The organism is Brevibacterium sp. NPDC056726 (assembly GCF_042790515.1).
GTDB classification, from domain to species: Bacteria; Actinomycetota; Actinomycetes; order Actinomycetales; family Brevibacteriaceae; genus Brevibacterium; species Brevibacterium sanguinis.
The window spans coordinates 233,596-248,279 of the sequence record NZ_JBHTYZ010000006.1 but is presented as its reverse complement, the minus strand read 5'-3'; the positions used below and the strand labels follow the sequence as shown (position 1 = coordinate 248,279).

The window sequence follows — 14,684 nt, the reverse complement described above, 5'->3', positions numbered from 1 at the left end:
GGAGTTGAGTTCCATAATATAAAACTGTGGAAGCAGGGGGAAACCCATGGACAACAATGTTCCAACCGTTGATCAGAGCGACAGAGGCGTCCCGATCAACCTGAGGCAGTCCGGCCCGACCCCAGTGGAGATGCTCATCGACACCCGCGTGCGGAAGTCCCCGTACTGGGAGCTGTCGATGGAGCAGGGGTGCTGGCGGGCATCGATCTACAACCGCATGTACCACCCGCGCGGCTACATCTCCCGTGAGGACGGCGGGATGATGGCCGAGTACCAGCCCCTCGTCAACGACGTCACCCTGTGGAACGTCGCCGTCGAACGGCAGATCCAGGTCAAGGGCCCCGACGCCGAGGCGTTCGTCAACTACGTCATCACCCGTGACGCGACGAAGATCCCGGTGATGCGGGCCCGCTACGTCATCCTCTGCAACGAGCAGGGCGGCATCCTCAACGACCCGATCCTCCTCCGGGTGGCGATCGACGAGTTCTGGTTCAGCCTCTCCGACACCGATCTCATGCTCTGGCTCCAGGGCGTCAACGTCGGGAAGAAGTTCGACGTCACGATCCAGGAGATCGACGTCGCGCCCGTGCAGGTCCAGGGCCCGAAGTCAGTCGACGTCATCGCCGATCTCGTCGGCGACGAGGGGCGCGACCTCCCGAGCTACGGCCTCATGGAAGCCCAGGTCGGCGGCCACGACGTCATCATCTCCCAGACGGGATTCACCGGGGAGAAGGGGTACGAGATCTACCTCAAGGACGCGACGAAGTACGCCGAGGACATGTGGAACGCTGTGCTCGCCGCGGGCGTGCCCTACAACCTCCGCGTCGTCGCCCCGAGCCACCACCGGCGGATCGCCGCGGGCATCCTCTCGTGGGGCCAGGACATGGACTTCGAGACCCTGCCGTTCCAGGTCAACCTCGGCTATCAGGTGCCGCGGAAGAAGGAAGCCGACTACATCGGCAAGGCACGGCTCGAAGAGGTCCGCGAGCAGATCGAGGCGGGCGACCCGCCGTATCGGACGCAGCTCGTCGGACTCGTCCTCGGCGGCAATCCGATCACGGACTACGCCCCGGACTTCTGGCTCGTCAGCGAGGATCCCGAGTCCGATCCCGTCGGCTACGTGACCTCGCCGTGGTACTCGCCGGAGCTCGAGTCGAACATCGCGATGGCTCACGTGCCCGTCGGCAAGGCGGAGCTGGGCACCGAATTCTGGGTGCACCTGCCCGAACCGTATGCGGACACTCCCGGAGTGCCGGTGCGCGCCGAGGTGGTCGAGATGCCGTTCCGTCCGAGCGTCAACCCCAACCAGCGTGAACGCCTCAAGGTCAGGGGACTCGACGCCGCGATCTGAGCCGGCGCTCCCGGACAGTCCGGCAGGCTGTCCCACCGATCCGGGCGCGGTCACTGTGCGAGAAGCCGGTGGCCGCGTTCGCACGTCCGACAGGCGGGCTCTCGACCTGTGGGCCGGTCCTCAGACCGCGGCGTCACTCAGCCCGTGACCTGCCTCAGCCCGTGACCGGAACGTCCTTCCTGATGTCGGCGAACAGCGTCGCGGCCTCGGGAGAGGGCACCACGCGGTTGGGATCCTCAGGGGCGGGCTGCCACGGCATCGTCACGACCGTGATCCGGTTCGCATCGACCTGCGCGAGGCGGGTGAAGACCGACGCCAGGGCCGCTGACGTGCCCAGGTCGCTGTCGACCGTGAGTGCCTCGGCAGCGGAATCGGCGAGGTCGAGGACCCGGTCCGGGCGGGTGAGGAGGTTCTGCTCCCTGACCCGGTCGACGATGGCGGCGATGACCTCCTGCTGGTGGGACAGGCGGGAGATGTCCGAACCGTCGCCGATCGAGTGCCTGGCCCGCGCCCAGGCCAGGGCCTGCCTGCCGTCGAGGACCTGGTCTCCCGCCGGCAGGTCGAGGTCGGCCGCGGTGTCCTTCATCGGCGCGTCGAGGCGGACGGGCAGACCGCCGATCGCGTCGATGACGGAGGCGAAGCCGTCGAAGTCGACGAGCGCGAAGTGCTGGATCGGCACCCCGGTGAGCTCTTCGGCCGCCTGCACCGAACACGCCGGTCCGGCGTTGAGCGCCGAATTGATCATCATCGTCGTGCCGGACGCTCGGCCGGTGCACTGCGGGGCCTCGACGAGGGTGTCGCGGGGAATCTGCACGGCGGAGATCCGCGAATCGTCCTGCGAGAGGTGAACGAGGAGCATCGAATCGCTGCGCTGGGCCCCGTCGTCCTTCCCGTAGCGCTCTGTGGTCAGTTCCCGCGAGTCGGAACCGAGGACGAGGATATTCAGCCCGGGCCCGTCCTCTTCGGCGAGCGAACTCGTCAGCAGCGGCTCGGTCCGGATCCTCTCCTCGACCCGGTTGAGGGCGATCACGGCGCTCCCTGCCAGCAGCAGGATCAGCGCCCCGCCGATGATCGCCGTCCTCCGCGTCCAGCGCAGCCGGCGCGATGACGAACGGCGGGGTGAACGGTGTGACGGTGGGCGATGGTCTGACATGGTCTCGTCCTTTCGCGGTGATGGTCGGGGCTGGTCAGCGCTCATAGCCGAGCGGTTTGACGGGCTGGCGCTGGACCCATTCCCAGGTCCTCTCCAGCCCGTCACGCAGGCTCGTCGTCGGAGCCCACCCGGTGAGCTCGCGGGCCAGCGAATTGTCGGAGAGCAGACGGTCGACTTCGCTGCCGGCGGGACGGATGCGCTCTGCGTCCTGCTCAAGGGCCACCTCGGCGCCGGAGATCTCGACCAGACGGGTGATGAGGTCGCCGACGGAGATCTCGTGTCCGGTCCCGAGGTTGAGGGTGCGACCGATGGCCGCGTCCGCGGCGGCGATCGCCATGAAGCCGGCCGCGGTGTCCGTGGCATAGGTGAAGTCCCTCGTCGGCGTCGTGGAGCCGATGCGCAGGGTGCGGGCTCCGGCATGGATCTGCCCGAGGATCGCCGGGATGACGGCGCGGGCGCTCTGCCGGGGACCGTAGGTGTTGAACGGTCGGCAGACGGAGACGGGGGTCTCGAAGCTGTGGAAGTACGACATCGCCATCATGTCGGCGCCGATCTTCGACGCCGAGTACGGTGACTGCGGCTGCAGCGGATGGTCCTCGCTGATGGGCACGGTGATCGCGGACCCGTAGACCTCGCTCGTCGACGTGTGCACGAGGCGGCGGACATCGTGACGGCGGACCGCCTCGGCGACATTGCGGGTCCCGGCGATATTGGTCTGCAGGTAGGAGTCGGGGGCGACGTAGCTGTACGGAATGCCGATGAGGGCGGCGAGGTGGAAGACCGTGTCCGCCCCGGCCACGACGCGCGAGACCTGATCGGCGTCCCGGATGTCGCCGCCGACGAGTCGGACGTCATCGAGGAGATGGGCGATGTGGCCGTTCTCGCCGTAGGGCTTGTAGTGGGCGAAGACGGTGACGTCCGCTCCGGCGCTGAGGAGCGATTCGACGAGGTGGGAGCCGATGAATCCCTCGCCGCCGGTGACGACGACGCGGCGGGAGGAGAAGAAGCTGGTGTCCATGATGAGTCCTGTTCTGATTCGTGATCGATGGTGCGGGGTGGGAAGGGGTGGGGCGGCGCAGAGCTCAGCGCCGCGGGGCGGGAAGGAGCGCGAGGAGCGAATCGGCCAGGGTGGCCGCCGCCCTCGCGTGGATCGAGTCGGCGGTGCCCCCGGCCGCCTCGCCGCGGTCCCTGTTCCGGAGTTCTCCGGTCCGGGCGAGGAGGTCGGTGATCGCCGCGTCGAGGCGGGAGGGGCTGAGCTCGTCCTCGGCGATGACGTCGGCGAGGCCCTGCGACCGCAGGTGGTCGGCATTGGCCTGCTGATGTCCGCCCGCCGAGGTGGTCAGCGGCACGAGGACCGCGGGAAGTCCGAGATGCTCGAGCTCCGCGACGGTCGAGGCGCCTGCGCGGGCGACGATGAGATCGGCGGCGGCATACGCGAGGTCCATGCGGGAGAGGTAGTCGACCGTCGTCACCGCGGTGGAGTCGACGTCCCTGGCGGCTGCGGCGCCGGTCTTGATGAGGAAGTGGATCCCCGGGTCGCCGTTCCGGGCGACTCCGAGCTCGAGTGCGGCGTCGTTGACGGCCTGTGCGCCGAGGCTGCCGCCGGAGACGAGCACGAGGACGCCGGATTCGGGCACCCCCAGCTGCTTCCGCGCGCGGGTGCGCAGCGACCGGCGGTCGAGGCCGACGAGCGCCGGATCGATCGGCATTCCGGTGATCGCCGCCGCCCGCTGCCCCGCTGTGCGCGACACGGCGGCGAACCCCCGGGCGGCGGCGGTGCTGCTCACCGCCACCTCGGCGCCGAGGCGGGCTGCGGTGCGATTGGCGAGGCCGGGCACGCAGTTCGATTCGTGGACGAGGGCCGGCAGTCCGAGCAGCCGTGCGGCGATGAGCGCCGGCATCGACGGGTAGCCTCCGGTTCCGAGGACCGCCTCGACCCCGGCGCGGCGCAGGGCGCGAGCGCTGCGCATGACCGCCGCGGACAGCGTCCCCGGCAGGGTGAGGGCCGAACGCGGACCGGTGAGACCGTGGATGCGCGAGGTTTCGAGGTGATAGCCCCGCGCGGGGACGATGCGGTTCTCCATCCGGTCGTCGCTGCCGAAGAAGATGACGTGATGACCGCGTGCCCGGAGTTCGTCGGCGACGGCCAGCCCGGGATAGATGTGTCCGCCGGTTCCGCCTGCGGCGATCGCGATGGTCCGGGGGCGGTCCGCGCTCGAGGTGCTGATGTGCCCGTCGTGCCGGGCGCTGCTGAGGATGCTCATGCCCTCAATGGTGGGAAGGGGACATAAGACGGATATAAGAGCAGCGGATGCGGCCGGTCCTACGATGGGGTGCATGAGAATTGCGATCGTCGATGACGAGCCCCGGATCGTCGAGGCCGTCTCCGCAGCGGTGGCACTCGCCGGGCATGAGACGCTGAGCGCCGGCAGCGGGGAGGACGCGCTCGTCCTCATGGCCGAGCACGACGTCGATGCTCTGGTCCTCGACGTCTCGATGCCGGGTCTGTCCGGGCTCGCCGTCGCCAGGGCGCTGCGCGCGGCGGGGGACCGGCTGCCGATTCTCATGCTCACCGCCCGCACGAGCGTCCGCGACCGCGTCGACGGTCTCGATGCCGGGGCGGATGACTACCTCACGAAGCCCTTCGACATGGAGGAGCTGCTCGCTCGCCTGCGCGCCCTGCTGCGCCGCGTCGACGATCCGGCCGCCGCGCAGCTGCGATTCGGCGATCTCGAGTTCGATCCCGGTGAGCGGACCGGTCAGCGGGGAGGTCGGCGGATCGACTTCACCGCCACCGAGGCGGCCATCCTCCGGCTCCTCATCACCGCCCCCGACCGGGTCTTCACCCGCGCGCAGATCGCCGAGGAGGTCTGGGACCGCACCTTCGACCCGGGATCGAATTCGCTGACCGTCTACATCGGCTACCTGCGGCGCAAGCTCAACGCCGACGGGGACGAACCGCTCATCCAGACGGTCCAGGGACTGGGCTACCGGCTGGGGGTGCGCGCATGAGGGTCCCCCTGCGCCGGCGCCTGGGGCTGACGCGCGCTCTCACCCTCACCGTCGCCGCGGTCATCGGCCTGCTGCTCGTCCTCGCCCTGCTGGGCGCGTACTGGCTCGTCTCCCGGGAGAGCTATCGGAGCCTCGACCTCACGCTCGTGCGGTCGGCGAATGCCGTCGTGCTCGAACAGCGGCAGGGTGAGGAGATCCCGACGACGACGGACTGCCGGTGGTTGGGCGCACCCGCGTGCACCGAGGTCGCCGTCACCGGTGACCCGGTCCCGCCCGGCGGTCTCGTCCTCCCCGACGACCGCGCCGCGATCGCCAGCGGCGAGGCGCCTCCGGAGTTCCACACCGAGACGATCGCCGGTGCGCACTACCGCCTCTACACCGCACCGCTGGCGGATCGGTCCGGCACCGTCACCGTCGCCTACCGGGCCGACAGCGTGGAGACCTCGCTGCAGCGCACACGGTGGCTGTTCCTCGCCCTCGGCGGAGCGAGCGTGCTCGCCAGCCTGCTCATCGGTGCGCTGGTGTCGCGCGCGCTGCTGCGGGATCTGCGGTCGGTGACCTCGACCGCCGAGGCGATCGCGGAGAGCCGGGACACCGAGCTGCGGCTGAATATGCCGGGCACCGACGAGCTGGCTCAGCTCGGACGGTCCTTCGATTCCATGGTGGCCGCGCTCGACACCTCGCTGCAGGCCCAGCGGCAGCTCGTCGCCGACGCGTCCCACGAATTGCGGACGCCGCTGACCGCGATCAAGGCCAACGCCCAGTTGGCGACGAACCCGCAGCTCGATCAGCGCCGCCGCGAGTCGGCCGAAGCGAACCTTCACGAGGCGATCGACGAGATGTCCGGTCTCGTCTCCGATGTGCTCGACCTGGCGCGCGGTGCCGAACCCGATCCCTTCGTCGAGCCCCTGCGCCTCGACGCCGTCGTGGAGTCGGCAGTGACCTCACTGCGCGCGGCCTGGCCGGAGCGCACGATCCGCGTCGACGTTCCCGAGGTCGTCATCGTCGGCAGCGAGCCGGATCTCGGGCGCTTGGCGGGCAACCTCGTCGCCAACGCCCTCAAGTACTCCCCGGGGGCCGTCGACGTCACGGGCGTGCTCTGCGGACCCGACGGGCACGCGGCCGCAGCCGACTCGGCGGACAGTGTGATGCTCCGGATCAGGGACGAGGGTCCCGGCGTCTCCGTTGAGCACCGCGAGCGGATCTTCGACCGCTTCTATCGCGCCCCGGACAGCGGAGGGCAGACCGGCTCGGGGCTCGGCCTCGCCGTCGCCCAGCAGATCGCGGCGGCCCACGGAACGCGCATCGTCGCTGACTGGCCGGCCGCGGGCGGCACGCTGATGAGCATTCGCTTCCCCCTCGCCGCCGTGTGAGACCGGTGCGGCCCTCAGCGGCGGGACGAACACCGAATCTCTCGCCGAGTCGTGCCAGATCTGCCAGACTGTTGGTATGAAGCCCGCCGACCGACTGGATATCGAGGCGATTCGTCGTGCGTGTGAGCGCTACGGCGTGAAACGGCTTCGGGTGTTCGGCTCGTATGCCACCGAGAAGTTCGATCGCGAAACGAGCGATGTCGACTTCCTTGTGGTCTTTCAACCCGGGCGTGAGAACGTCTACCATGACTACTTCGATCTGAAGTTCGAGCTGGAGAGAATCGTCGGCAGACGAGTCGACCTCGTAGTCGAGCGTTCTGTGAGGAATCCATTCTTCAGGGCATCCGCTTTCGCCAATGCACAGGACGTCTATGCGGCCTGAGGCAGGGGCGCACCTGTGGGATGCGGCGGACTCGGCCACGAATGTGAGGGACTTCGTCGACGGCAGGACCGAGACCGAGTTCAACTCCGACCTTGTCCTCCGGTCGGCGATCGAGCGTCAGCTGGAGATTCTCGGAGAGGCTCTGAATCGGCTGCGGAGGGACGACAGGGAGACGTCAGAGAGGGTGCCGGGACTCGAGAAGATCATCGGAATGCGGAACATCATCGCTCACGAGTACGGGAACATCGATTACGAGATCGTGTGGCGAGCATCGACGACCGATATCCCCGCGCTGGTCCCTCTACTCGTTGAACTTGTCGATGAAGCTCGGGGCGCTGCCGAAGCACAGTAGCTGAAATGACGTCATCGACCGGTTCGCGAAGTCGACGGTCCTGCCCACATGACTGTGGCGCTCACCGCCCCGGCTTGGTCCACTCGAGCGTGTACCTGAACCCGACCCTGTGCCGGAACCGCGCGCCGGGCAGGTGACGGCGGGCCGCCTCGGCGATCTCATCGAACGTCATCGTCGGATCCGTCACCGGGAACGGGTCGCGCGGACCCGCGGACGTGGGAGGGTTCCCGTCCGGTCCGCCGACCCGGTCGTCCCCTCGCCGAGGTGGGGCGTTCTTGACCATGCCGATGAGCGGGTTCGTCACGACCGAGATCCCCTCCCAGAGGAAGTCCCGGGGAGTCGCCGAGAGGGCGAGGCCGACGATGAGGAGCCGACCGCCGGGGGTCAGGAGGCGGGCCGCCTCGGTGAAGGTCTCCTCGACATCGAGGTGATGGAGCGCGGCGACCATCGTGATGAGGTCGATCGGCTCCGGTTCGGTGCCATGAGCTTCGGTGCCATGAGCTTCTGTCCCGGGATCGAGGTCGCGCAGCTGGGCGGCATCGATGGTGACGTTGCCCAGGCCCGCGCAGCGCCGGAGCGAATCAGCGCGCATCGCCGCCGAGGTGTCGGTGCCGTGGACGTGCCGGAACTCCCCGGCCAGTCGGGCCAGGAGTGCGCCCTGCCCGCAGCCGACCTCGATCGCACCGCGCCTGCGAGCAGGCAGGCTGGCAACGATCCATGGGTGGAAGTGGTCGTTGTGGCTCCACGGGAACCGGTCGTTGAGCCGTCGCAGCGTCCGGGCGAACGGGGTCACCGCCGCATCCGCGCCTTGACCTTGGACAGCAGCTCCGCCTCGGCGTTGGGCCCGGCCTTGACCCCACCGGGCAGACGGAACATGTAGAAGACGCCGACGATGAGCCAGGCGGCGAACATCACCCACGACTGCCAGGCCAGCTGCGCGGAGAACGGGGTGATCGGCAGGTAGAGGACGAAGAGGACGAGGGTGAGGATCGCCGAGATCACCCCGATGACCATGCCGCCGCTGCCGCGCCCGCCGATGCGCAGGGGACGGGCCATATCCGGTTCGTTCCGCCGCAGCACGATGAAGGCGAGGCTGACGAGGAAGTAGGCGATGACGATCGCCGGGGAGCCGGCGTCGACGATCCAGCCGAGCGCCGCCGCCCCGAGGAACGGGGCGAGGGCGGAGAGGACGCCGATGAAGATGATCGCGTTGACCGGGGTCCGGTACTTCGGGTGGAGCCGGCCGAACCAGGCGGGGATCATCCCCGCCACGGCCATCGCCCACATCAGCCGCGAGGAGCCCATGAGGAACGCATTCCACGAGGTGATGATGCCGGCCAGGCCGCCGGCGATGACGATCTGGCCCCAGACCGGGGAGCCGAACATCGCCGAGAGCGCATCGGCGGTGACGAGGTCGTGGGCGGTCAGCTCGGTGGCGGGGATCGCCAGCGACGTCATCCAGATGATGACGATGTAGAAGACGATCGCCATGAGCACCGAGATGACGACGAGCTTGCCGATCTTCGCCGCCGGCAGCTTGATCTCCTCGGCCGACTGGGGGATGACGTCGAAGCCGACGAAGAGGAATGGGACGACGGCGACGACGCCGATGAAGCCGGCCGCCCCGCCGGTGAACAGCGGTTCCGTGTTCGCCGGATCCCCGCCGACGATGCCGCCGGTGAGCAGGAGGAGGGCGACGATGATGAGGAACGAGACGACGAACGTCTGGACGAGGGAGGCAAGTCGGACGCCGCGGATGTTGATCCACGCGATGACGATCGCCGTGACCGTGCCGATGAGCGCCCACGTGAGGTAGACGTCCTCGCCGGCGATCGTCCACAGCTTGATGTACTCGAGGTCGGGGAAGAGGTAGAGCGCGGTCCGCGGGACGGCCACGGCCTCGAACATGACGACGCTGATGTATCCGCCGGTGATCGCCCACGACCCGAACAGCGAGATCTTCGGGCCCATCGCCCGGATGAGGTAGTTGTGCTCGCCGCCGGCATGGGGCATCGCGGCGACGAGTTCGGAGTAGACGGTGCCGACGAAGCACATGATGATGCCGCCGACGGCGAACGCGAGGATCGCCCCCAGGGTGCCCGCCCCGGTCAGCCATTCGCCGGTGAGGACGACCCAGCCGAACCCGATCATCGCCCCGAACCCGATGAACAGCGCATCCACCGTGCCCAGCGCCTTGACGAAGCCGTGCCCCCGGTCCTCGGTCTCTGTGTGCTGAGTGCTCATGACTCGCCTTCCTCATCGTCGGTCCATGCCCCACCGAGGTGGCCGGCAGCAGTGCCGATCCCGTGGGTATCTGCACAGTAACAGCACAGGGAGCGTCTACCCGGCGGTATGACAGGGATTTCCCACGTCCGCCGAGGCGGGTGCTAGATTTCCTCTGTGCACAGCACACATCGAAATGCGATCGTCCGAGTGGTCACGGGGTACCTGTCCGCGCTGATCGTCGGGGCCGGTCTCCTCATGACTCCCGCCGCGACCGTGGCGCCGGGCGGGATCTCCCTGCTGTCCGGACTCTTCACGGCCACCTCGGCGCTCAGCGTCACCGGCCTCGTCGTCCTCGACACCGGGCAGGACTTCACCTTCTTCGGCCAGCTCGTCATCCTCATCCTCATCCAGGCCGGTGGGCTCGGCGTCATCCTCCTCACCACGCTGCTCGCCCTCGTCATCGCCGGGCGCGCGGGACTCAAGCTGCGGCAGTCGGTGGCCTCGGAGACGAAGAGCTCCGACATCGGCGGTGTCATGCCGATGGTGCTGCGCATCACCGCGCTGACGCTGAGCACCGAGTTCGTCGTCGCCGTCCTCCTCTACCTCCGGCTGCGGTTCTTCTACGGGGAGGCGAACGGCGAGGCCGTGTGGAGTGCGATCTTCCACGCCGTCTCCGCGTTCAACAACGCCGGCTTCGGCCTCAACCGCGACAACCTCATGGCCTACGTGGCCGATCCGTTCATCACCGGTCCCATCGCCCTGTCCGTCATCCTCGGCGGCCTGGGCTACCCCGTGCTCATCGAGCTCTTCCGCAAGTACCGCTTCCCGCTGACGTGGAGCATGACGACGCGCGCCGTCGTCGTCGTCACCCCGATCCTGCTCATCTCCGGCACGATCTTCATCGGCGCGATCGAATGGAACAATCCCGGCACGCTCGGCCCCCTCGACTGGTGGGGCAAGATCCAGGCCGCGGCCTTCCAGTCGACGATCACCCGCACGGCGGGCTTCAACACCATCGACATCGGGCAGATGCACCCGGCGACGTGGTTCGGGATGGACATCCTCATGTTCATCGGCGGCGGCCCCGCCGGCACCGCGGGCGGTGTGAAGATCACGACCTTCGTCGTGCTCGCGGCGATGACGTGGACGGAGATCAGCGGCGGTCGCGCCGTCAACCTCTTCGGCCGTCGGGTCTCCCGCTCTGTCCACCGCCAGGCCACCACCGTCATCGTCCTCGGTCTCGGCCTCATCGTCGTCTCGACGATGGCGATCATGCTCGATGCGCAGGAGCTCGGGTTCGACCGGATCCTCTTCGAGGTCGTCTCGGCGTTCGGCACCGTCGGCCTGTCGACCGGGATCACCGCACAGCTGCCGCCGTTCAGCCAGGCCGTCCTCATCGTCACGATGATCTTCGGCCGCCTCGGGCCCGTCACCGTCGCCTCGGCGCTGGCCCTGCGCAACCGCCCCATCCGCTACGAACTGCCGAAGGAGCGCCCGCTCATCGGCTGATCGCGCTCGCCCCCACTGACACACGTCCGCATCGCAAGGAAAGGACACCGCAATGAATGAGAAGACCTGGCTGGCCCGCTCCGCCGCCTTCTTCGCCGGCGACTCCGAGCCGATGGCCGAAGCCGGGGCGGTCGCCGTCATCGGCCTCGGTCGCTTCGGCGGCTCGCTCGCGCTCGAGCTCGCCAAGCACGGAGTCGACGTCATCGGCATCGACAACGACGAGGCGGTCGTCGCCGAATACGCGGACAGGCTCGCGTTCGCGACGCGAGCCGATGCCACCGACGAGGTGGTCCTCCGTCAGCTCGGCATCGACGAGGTCAGCCGGGTCGTCATCGCGATCGGCAGCGACCTCGAGGCGAGCATCCTCGCCGCCTCCCGCATCCTCAAGATCGGCTGCCAGCACATCTGGGCCAAGGCGATCAGCGAGACCCACGGCGAGATCCTCCACCAGCTCGGGATCAAGAACGTCATCCGGCCCGAGAACGACATGGGGCGCCGGCTCGCGCACCTCATCCGCGGCCACATCTCCGACTTCCTGCCCATCGACGACGACTTCGTCCTCGCCCGCACGACCCCGCCGGTGCGCGTCGCCGATGTGCCGCTCGCGAGCCTCGGCGTCCGGGCCACGTACGGGGTGACGATCGTCGCGGTCAAACGGGCCGGCAGCAGGCAGTGGGACATCGCCGACCGCGACATGACCCTCTACGCCGACGACGAGATCCTCATCGCCGGCCACCCCCGTGAGGTCGAGCGGTTCAGCGAACTCGACAAGGATACGGACAACTGAGACTTGGCGTGGGCTGAGGCCGGTGCCTCGCGTGGGGCGGAGCCGCTCCGGTGCGGCAGTCAGAAGTCCCGTCGCCGCAGCCGCCACGCGGCGAGGACCCAGCCGAGGACAACCCACGCCGCGAGGACGATCACCGCTGGGACGATGCCGAGGAACTCCGTCGACCCCGCCTCGGCGGCACCGCTGATCGTGTGGACGGCGGCCAGGGGCAGCACGGGCGCAACGACCGCGGCAGCGCCGGCCGGCAGCCAGCCGGCGAGCATCGAGGCGACGATGAGGCCGAGCGCGCCGAGGACGCCCGCCGCCATCGACCCGAAGGCGAAGGCGGCGAACGCGGCGAGCAGAGCGAAGACCACGGGCATGAGCGCGCTGCCGAGGAGCAGCCGGAGATGCTCGGGTGAGACGGCCGCAGTCAGGGCCTCCGACCAGCTCGTCCCGGTCAGCGTGGCCGCGAGGGCGACGGCGACGACGGTGAGGGCAAGTGCCGCGATCACCGCGGTGAGCACGGTGACTGCGGCGATGACGAGGGCCTTGGCGGTGATGACCGCGGAGCGGCGCGGCAGACGCAGGAGCGCCTCGGTGATCGCGCCGGTGCGGAACTCGATGCCGACGAACCATGCGGCGAAGACGACGAGGACGATCGCCGCGACATCGACGCCGAGCACGCTGGCGGTGAGGACATCGGTCAGCGGGGCGCGGTCGAGCGCGGTTCCCTGCGTGACGGGGAAGCTGAGGATGAAGGCGGCGGCGGAGACCGCAGCGAGCACGACGGCCGTGCCGCCGAGCATGCGCGGGGCGCGCAGGGACTGCAGCTTCGCCCATTCTGCCGATGCGGCGCGGGCTTGAGGGGTTGTCGACATTCAGCGTGCCTTCCGGGTGGTGGTGAGACGGAGGAAGACCTCTTCGAGGCCGGGTTCGTCGAGGCGGAGCTCATCGAGGTCGACGCCGAGGCGGACACTGTCGCGGAAGATCTCGCGCGGTTCGGCGTCGGCGATGACCGCGCCGGTTCCGTCCGGAGTCGGCGTGCTCGGTCGGCCCGCCGCCGCTTGGCTGGCCAGCAGGGCAGAGAGATCGGGACCGCGGACGACCACCCCGGCCTGTGCGTGGGAGACGAGGTCGGCGAGCGGGAGGTCGGCCACGAGGCGACCGGCGCGGATGATGACGACGTGGTCGGCTGTGAGCGCCATCTCGGTGAGCAGGTGGCTGGAGAAGAGGACGGTGCGCCCCGAGGCGGCGAAGCGCTTGAGGAACGTCCGCATCCACGTGATCCCCTCGGGGTCGAGGCCGTTGAGCGGTTCGTCGAGGAGGAGCACCTGCGGGTCGGTGAGGATCGCGGCGGCGAGGCCGAGGCGCTGGCGCATGCCGAGCGAGAGCGCGGAGATGCGACGGGTCGCTGCGGACTCGAGCCCCACCTCGGCGAGGACGGCGGCGATTCTCGTCGTGCGCTCGTCGCCGGTCAGGCCCGAGAGCCGGGCCGCCCACTCGAGGTGCGCGTCGACGGTGAGGCCGGGCAGGAGGCGTTCGGTGCCGAGCAGCGAGCCGGCGACGGCGGCGGGGTTGGGGTGATCGCGCAAGGGTGCGCCGGCGACGAGCGCGGTCCCTGCGTCGGGAGCCGTCAGCCCGAGGATCATCTGAAGGGTCGTCGACTTCCCGGCGCCGTTGGGGCCGAGGAAGCCGGTGACGTGGCCGGGCATGACGTCGAAGCTGAGATCGTCGACGGCGGTCGCCGTCCCGAAGCGCTTCGTCAGACCGCGGACGCTGACACCCGCATCGTCGTTTTGCAATATGTTCATATCGCAATAGTGATGCAAGTTGATCGTATTGTAAAGTGGCGGAATGCCGAAGATCGTCGACCATGCCGCCCGCCGCACCGAGATCGTCCACGCGCTGTGGCTCGTCATCTACACCCGGGGGATCGATGCGGTGACCTTCAGGGCCGTCGCCGATGCCGCGGGGATCTCGATCGGTCGCGTCCAGCACTACTTCCCGTCGCGTGAGGCGCTCGTCCTCGAGGGGTGCCGGCAGCTCGTCGCCGGGGCCGAGATCGACGACGAGGCTGAGCTCGTTGACGAGGCCGGGGACGGCTCGGGAGAGATGGAGGAGGCCGGGGATGTCGCCGGGGCCGACCCGGTCGATGCCCTGCGAACGTTCGTGCGCGCCTTCATCCCCGCTGGTGAGGCGATGCGGGTGGGGGCGTCGGTGTGGTTCACGTATGTCGCGAAGGCCGTGGGCGACCCGCTCATCGCCGAGATCGTCGTCGACAACGATCGGCGGACGGCGGAGGCGGCGGCCCGGCGGGTGGCGCGGGTGCTCGCGCGGGGGAGCGAGGCCGGCCAGGTCGCTGTGGGCGCTGAGCCGGCCACCGAGGCGGCGGTGCGGCTCGTGGCGCTCGCGAAGGGTCTGGCTCAGGACGTCATGCTCGAGGTGCGGACCCCGGAGGCGGCCTACGGCATCCTCGATCGCGAGATCGCCGGCATCGCAACCGCCTCGGCGCAGGACTGAGCTGACGAGCGGCGCCGTTCGTCAGCTCAGTCAGAGG

Annotated in this window: 15 protein-coding genes; 8 read left to right on the top strand and 7 right to left on the bottom strand. The window is 69.1% G+C overall.

All coding sequences use genetic code 11. The features are described 5' to 3' along the window. Nucleotides 1-130 precede the first annotated feature (130 nt). Nucleotides 131-1,351, top strand: coding sequence for a glycine cleavage T C-terminal barrel domain-containing protein (locus ACFQ91_RS14145; RefSeq protein WP_198500351.1), 1,221 nt, complete (start codon nucleotides 131-133; stop codon nucleotides 1,349-1,351). Nucleotides 1,352-1,505: 154 nt separating this feature from the next. Here the strand turns inward: ACFQ91_RS14145 and ACFQ91_RS14140 are convergent, their stop codons facing one another. The 3 genes from ACFQ91_RS14140 to ACFQ91_RS14130 all read right to left on the bottom strand — a co-directional run bounded on the left by ACFQ91_RS14140 (nucleotide 1,506) and on the right by ACFQ91_RS14130 (nucleotide 4,768). Further along, a complete protein-coding gene (locus tag ACFQ91_RS14140; protein WP_211978322.1) occupies nucleotides 1,506-2,504 on the bottom strand; it encodes an LCP family protein in 999 nt (332 codons plus the stop codon). A gap of 34 nt (nucleotides 2,505-2,538) precedes the next feature. After that, entirely contained in the window at nucleotides 2,539-3,522 is a 984-nt protein-coding gene (locus ACFQ91_RS14135) for an SDR family NAD(P)-dependent oxidoreductase (protein WP_211978321.1), read from the bottom strand. Nucleotides 3,523-3,586: 64 nt separating this feature from the next. Beyond that, nucleotides 3,587-4,768 carry a glycosyltransferase gene (locus tag ACFQ91_RS14130; protein WP_211978320.1) on the bottom strand — a complete coding sequence of 394 codons (1,182 nt, stop codon included), beginning with the start codon at nucleotides 4,766-4,768 and terminating at the stop codon, nucleotides 3,587-3,589. Between the two features lie 73 nt (nucleotides 4,769-4,841). Here ACFQ91_RS14130 and ACFQ91_RS14125 point away from each other — a divergent pair, with 73 nt between their 5' ends. The 4 genes from ACFQ91_RS14125 (at nucleotide 4,842) to ACFQ91_RS14110 (ending at nucleotide 7,623) form a co-directional block, all read left to right on the top strand. Next, on the top strand, nucleotides 4,842-5,516 hold the full coding sequence (locus ACFQ91_RS14125) for a response regulator transcription factor (protein ID WP_211978319.1): 675 nt from the start codon (nucleotides 4,842-4,844) through the stop codon (nucleotides 5,514-5,516). Beyond that, complete coding sequence (locus ACFQ91_RS14120; protein ID WP_211978318.1) at nucleotides 5,513-6,889, top strand: HAMP domain-containing sensor histidine kinase; 1,377 nt, start codon at nucleotides 5,513-5,515, stop codon at nucleotides 6,887-6,889. The genes ACFQ91_RS14125 and ACFQ91_RS14120 overlap by 4 nt, the downstream gene beginning before the upstream one ends. A gap of 76 nt (nucleotides 6,890-6,965) precedes the next feature. Further along, nucleotides 6,966-7,271, top strand: a complete 306-nt coding sequence (locus tag ACFQ91_RS14115; RefSeq protein WP_211978317.1) for a nucleotidyltransferase family protein — start codon at nucleotides 6,966-6,968, stop codon at nucleotides 7,269-7,271. 43 nt (nucleotides 7,272-7,314) lie between these two features. Beyond that, nucleotides 7,315-7,623, top strand: a complete 309-nt coding sequence (locus tag ACFQ91_RS14110; protein WP_211978316.1) for a DUF86 domain-containing protein — start codon at nucleotides 7,315-7,317, stop codon at nucleotides 7,621-7,623. A gap of 61 nt (nucleotides 7,624-7,684) precedes the next feature. Here the strand turns inward: ACFQ91_RS14110 and ACFQ91_RS14105 are convergent, their stop codons facing one another. Together ACFQ91_RS14105 and ACFQ91_RS14100 are read right to left on the bottom strand one after the other, a co-directional pair. After that, nucleotides 7,685-8,416 (bottom strand): bifunctional 2-polyprenyl-6-hydroxyphenol methylase/3-demethylubiquinol 3-O-methyltransferase UbiG, encoded by a 732-nt coding sequence (locus tag ACFQ91_RS14105; RefSeq protein ID WP_211978315.1) that lies wholly within the window; start codon nucleotides 8,414-8,416, stop codon nucleotides 7,685-7,687. Beyond that, nucleotides 8,413-9,867 (bottom strand): APC family permease, encoded by a 1,455-nt coding sequence (locus ACFQ91_RS14100; protein WP_211978314.1) that lies wholly within the window; start codon nucleotides 9,865-9,867, stop codon nucleotides 8,413-8,415. Before ACFQ91_RS14100 ends, ACFQ91_RS14105 begins: the two co-directional genes overlap by 4 nt. Before the next feature lie 189 nt (nucleotides 9,868-10,056). Between ACFQ91_RS14100 and ACFQ91_RS14095 the strand changes: the two genes are divergently transcribed. Both ACFQ91_RS14095 and ACFQ91_RS14090 read left to right on the top strand, forming a co-directional pair. After that, on the top strand, nucleotides 10,057-11,358 hold the full coding sequence (locus ACFQ91_RS14095) for a potassium transporter TrkG (protein WP_344250834.1): 1,302 nt from the start codon (nucleotides 10,057-10,059) through the stop codon (nucleotides 11,356-11,358). A 52-nt stretch (nucleotides 11,359-11,410) separates the two neighbouring features. Beyond that, complete coding sequence (locus ACFQ91_RS14090) at nucleotides 11,411-12,145, top strand: TrkA family potassium uptake protein (protein ID WP_198500354.1); 735 nt, start codon at nucleotides 11,411-11,413, stop codon at nucleotides 12,143-12,145. A 59-nt stretch (nucleotides 12,146-12,204) separates the two neighbouring features. On the opposite strand, the gene ACFQ91_RS14085 is transcribed toward ACFQ91_RS14090, so the two are convergent. Then, entirely contained in the window at nucleotides 12,205-13,005 is an 801-nt protein-coding gene (locus tag ACFQ91_RS14085; protein WP_198500355.1) for a hypothetical protein, read from the bottom strand. Continuing rightward, nucleotides 13,006-13,938: an ABC transporter ATP-binding protein gene (locus tag ACFQ91_RS14080; RefSeq protein ID WP_198500356.1), complete on the bottom strand. Its 933-nt coding sequence runs from the start codon at nucleotides 13,936-13,938 to the stop codon at nucleotides 13,006-13,008. 43 nt (nucleotides 13,939-13,981) lie between these two features. Here ACFQ91_RS14080 and ACFQ91_RS14075 point away from each other — a divergent pair, with 43 nt between their 5' ends. Further along, on the top strand, nucleotides 13,982-14,647 hold the full coding sequence (locus tag ACFQ91_RS14075) for a TetR/AcrR family transcriptional regulator (protein ID WP_344250838.1): 666 nt from the start codon (nucleotides 13,982-13,984) through the stop codon (nucleotides 14,645-14,647). Nucleotides 14,648-14,684 lie beyond the last annotated feature (37 nt).

Bases quoted from the DNA above. Each gene is read 5' to 3' on its own strand.
- ACFQ91_RS14145 (WP_198500351.1), top strand. From the start codon at position 131: ATGCTCATCGACACCCGCGTGCGGAAGTCCCCGTACTGGGAGCTGTCG.
- ACFQ91_RS14140 (WP_211978322.1), bottom strand. From the start codon at position 2,504: ATGTCAGACCATCGCCCACCGTCACACCGTTCACCCCGCCGTTCGTCA.
- ACFQ91_RS14135 (WP_211978321.1), bottom strand. From the start codon at position 3,522: ATGGACACCAGCTTCTTCTCCTCCCGCCGCGTCGTCGTCACCGGCGGC.
- ACFQ91_RS14130 (WP_211978320.1), bottom strand. From the start codon at position 4,768: ATGAGCATCCTCAGCAGCGCCCGGCACGACGGGCACATCAGCACCTCG.
- ACFQ91_RS14125 (WP_211978319.1), top strand. From the start codon at position 4,842: ATGAGAATTGCGATCGTCGATGACGAGCCCCGGATCGTCGAGGCCGTC.
- ACFQ91_RS14120 (WP_211978318.1), top strand. From the start codon at position 5,513: ATGAGGGTCCCCCTGCGCCGGCGCCTGGGGCTGACGCGCGCTCTCACC.
- ACFQ91_RS14115 (WP_211978317.1), top strand. From the start codon at position 6,966: ATGAAGCCCGCCGACCGACTGGATATCGAGGCGATTCGTCGTGCGTGT.
- ACFQ91_RS14100 (WP_211978314.1), bottom strand. From the start codon at position 9,867: ATGAGCACTCAGCACACAGAGACCGAGGACCGGGGGCACGGCTTCGTC.
- ACFQ91_RS14090 (WP_198500354.1), top strand. From the start codon at position 11,411: ATGAATGAGAAGACCTGGCTGGCCCGCTCCGCCGCCTTCTTCGCCGGC.
- ACFQ91_RS14085 (WP_198500355.1), bottom strand. From the start codon at position 13,005: ATGTCGACAACCCCTCAAGCCCGCGCCGCATCGGCAGAATGGGCGAAG.
- ACFQ91_RS14080 (WP_198500356.1), bottom strand. From the start codon at position 13,938: ATGAACATATTGCAAAACGACGATGCGGGTGTCAGCGTCCGCGGTCTG.
- ACFQ91_RS14075 (WP_344250838.1), top strand. From the start codon at position 13,982: ATGCCGAAGATCGTCGACCATGCCGCCCGCCGCACCGAGATCGTCCAC.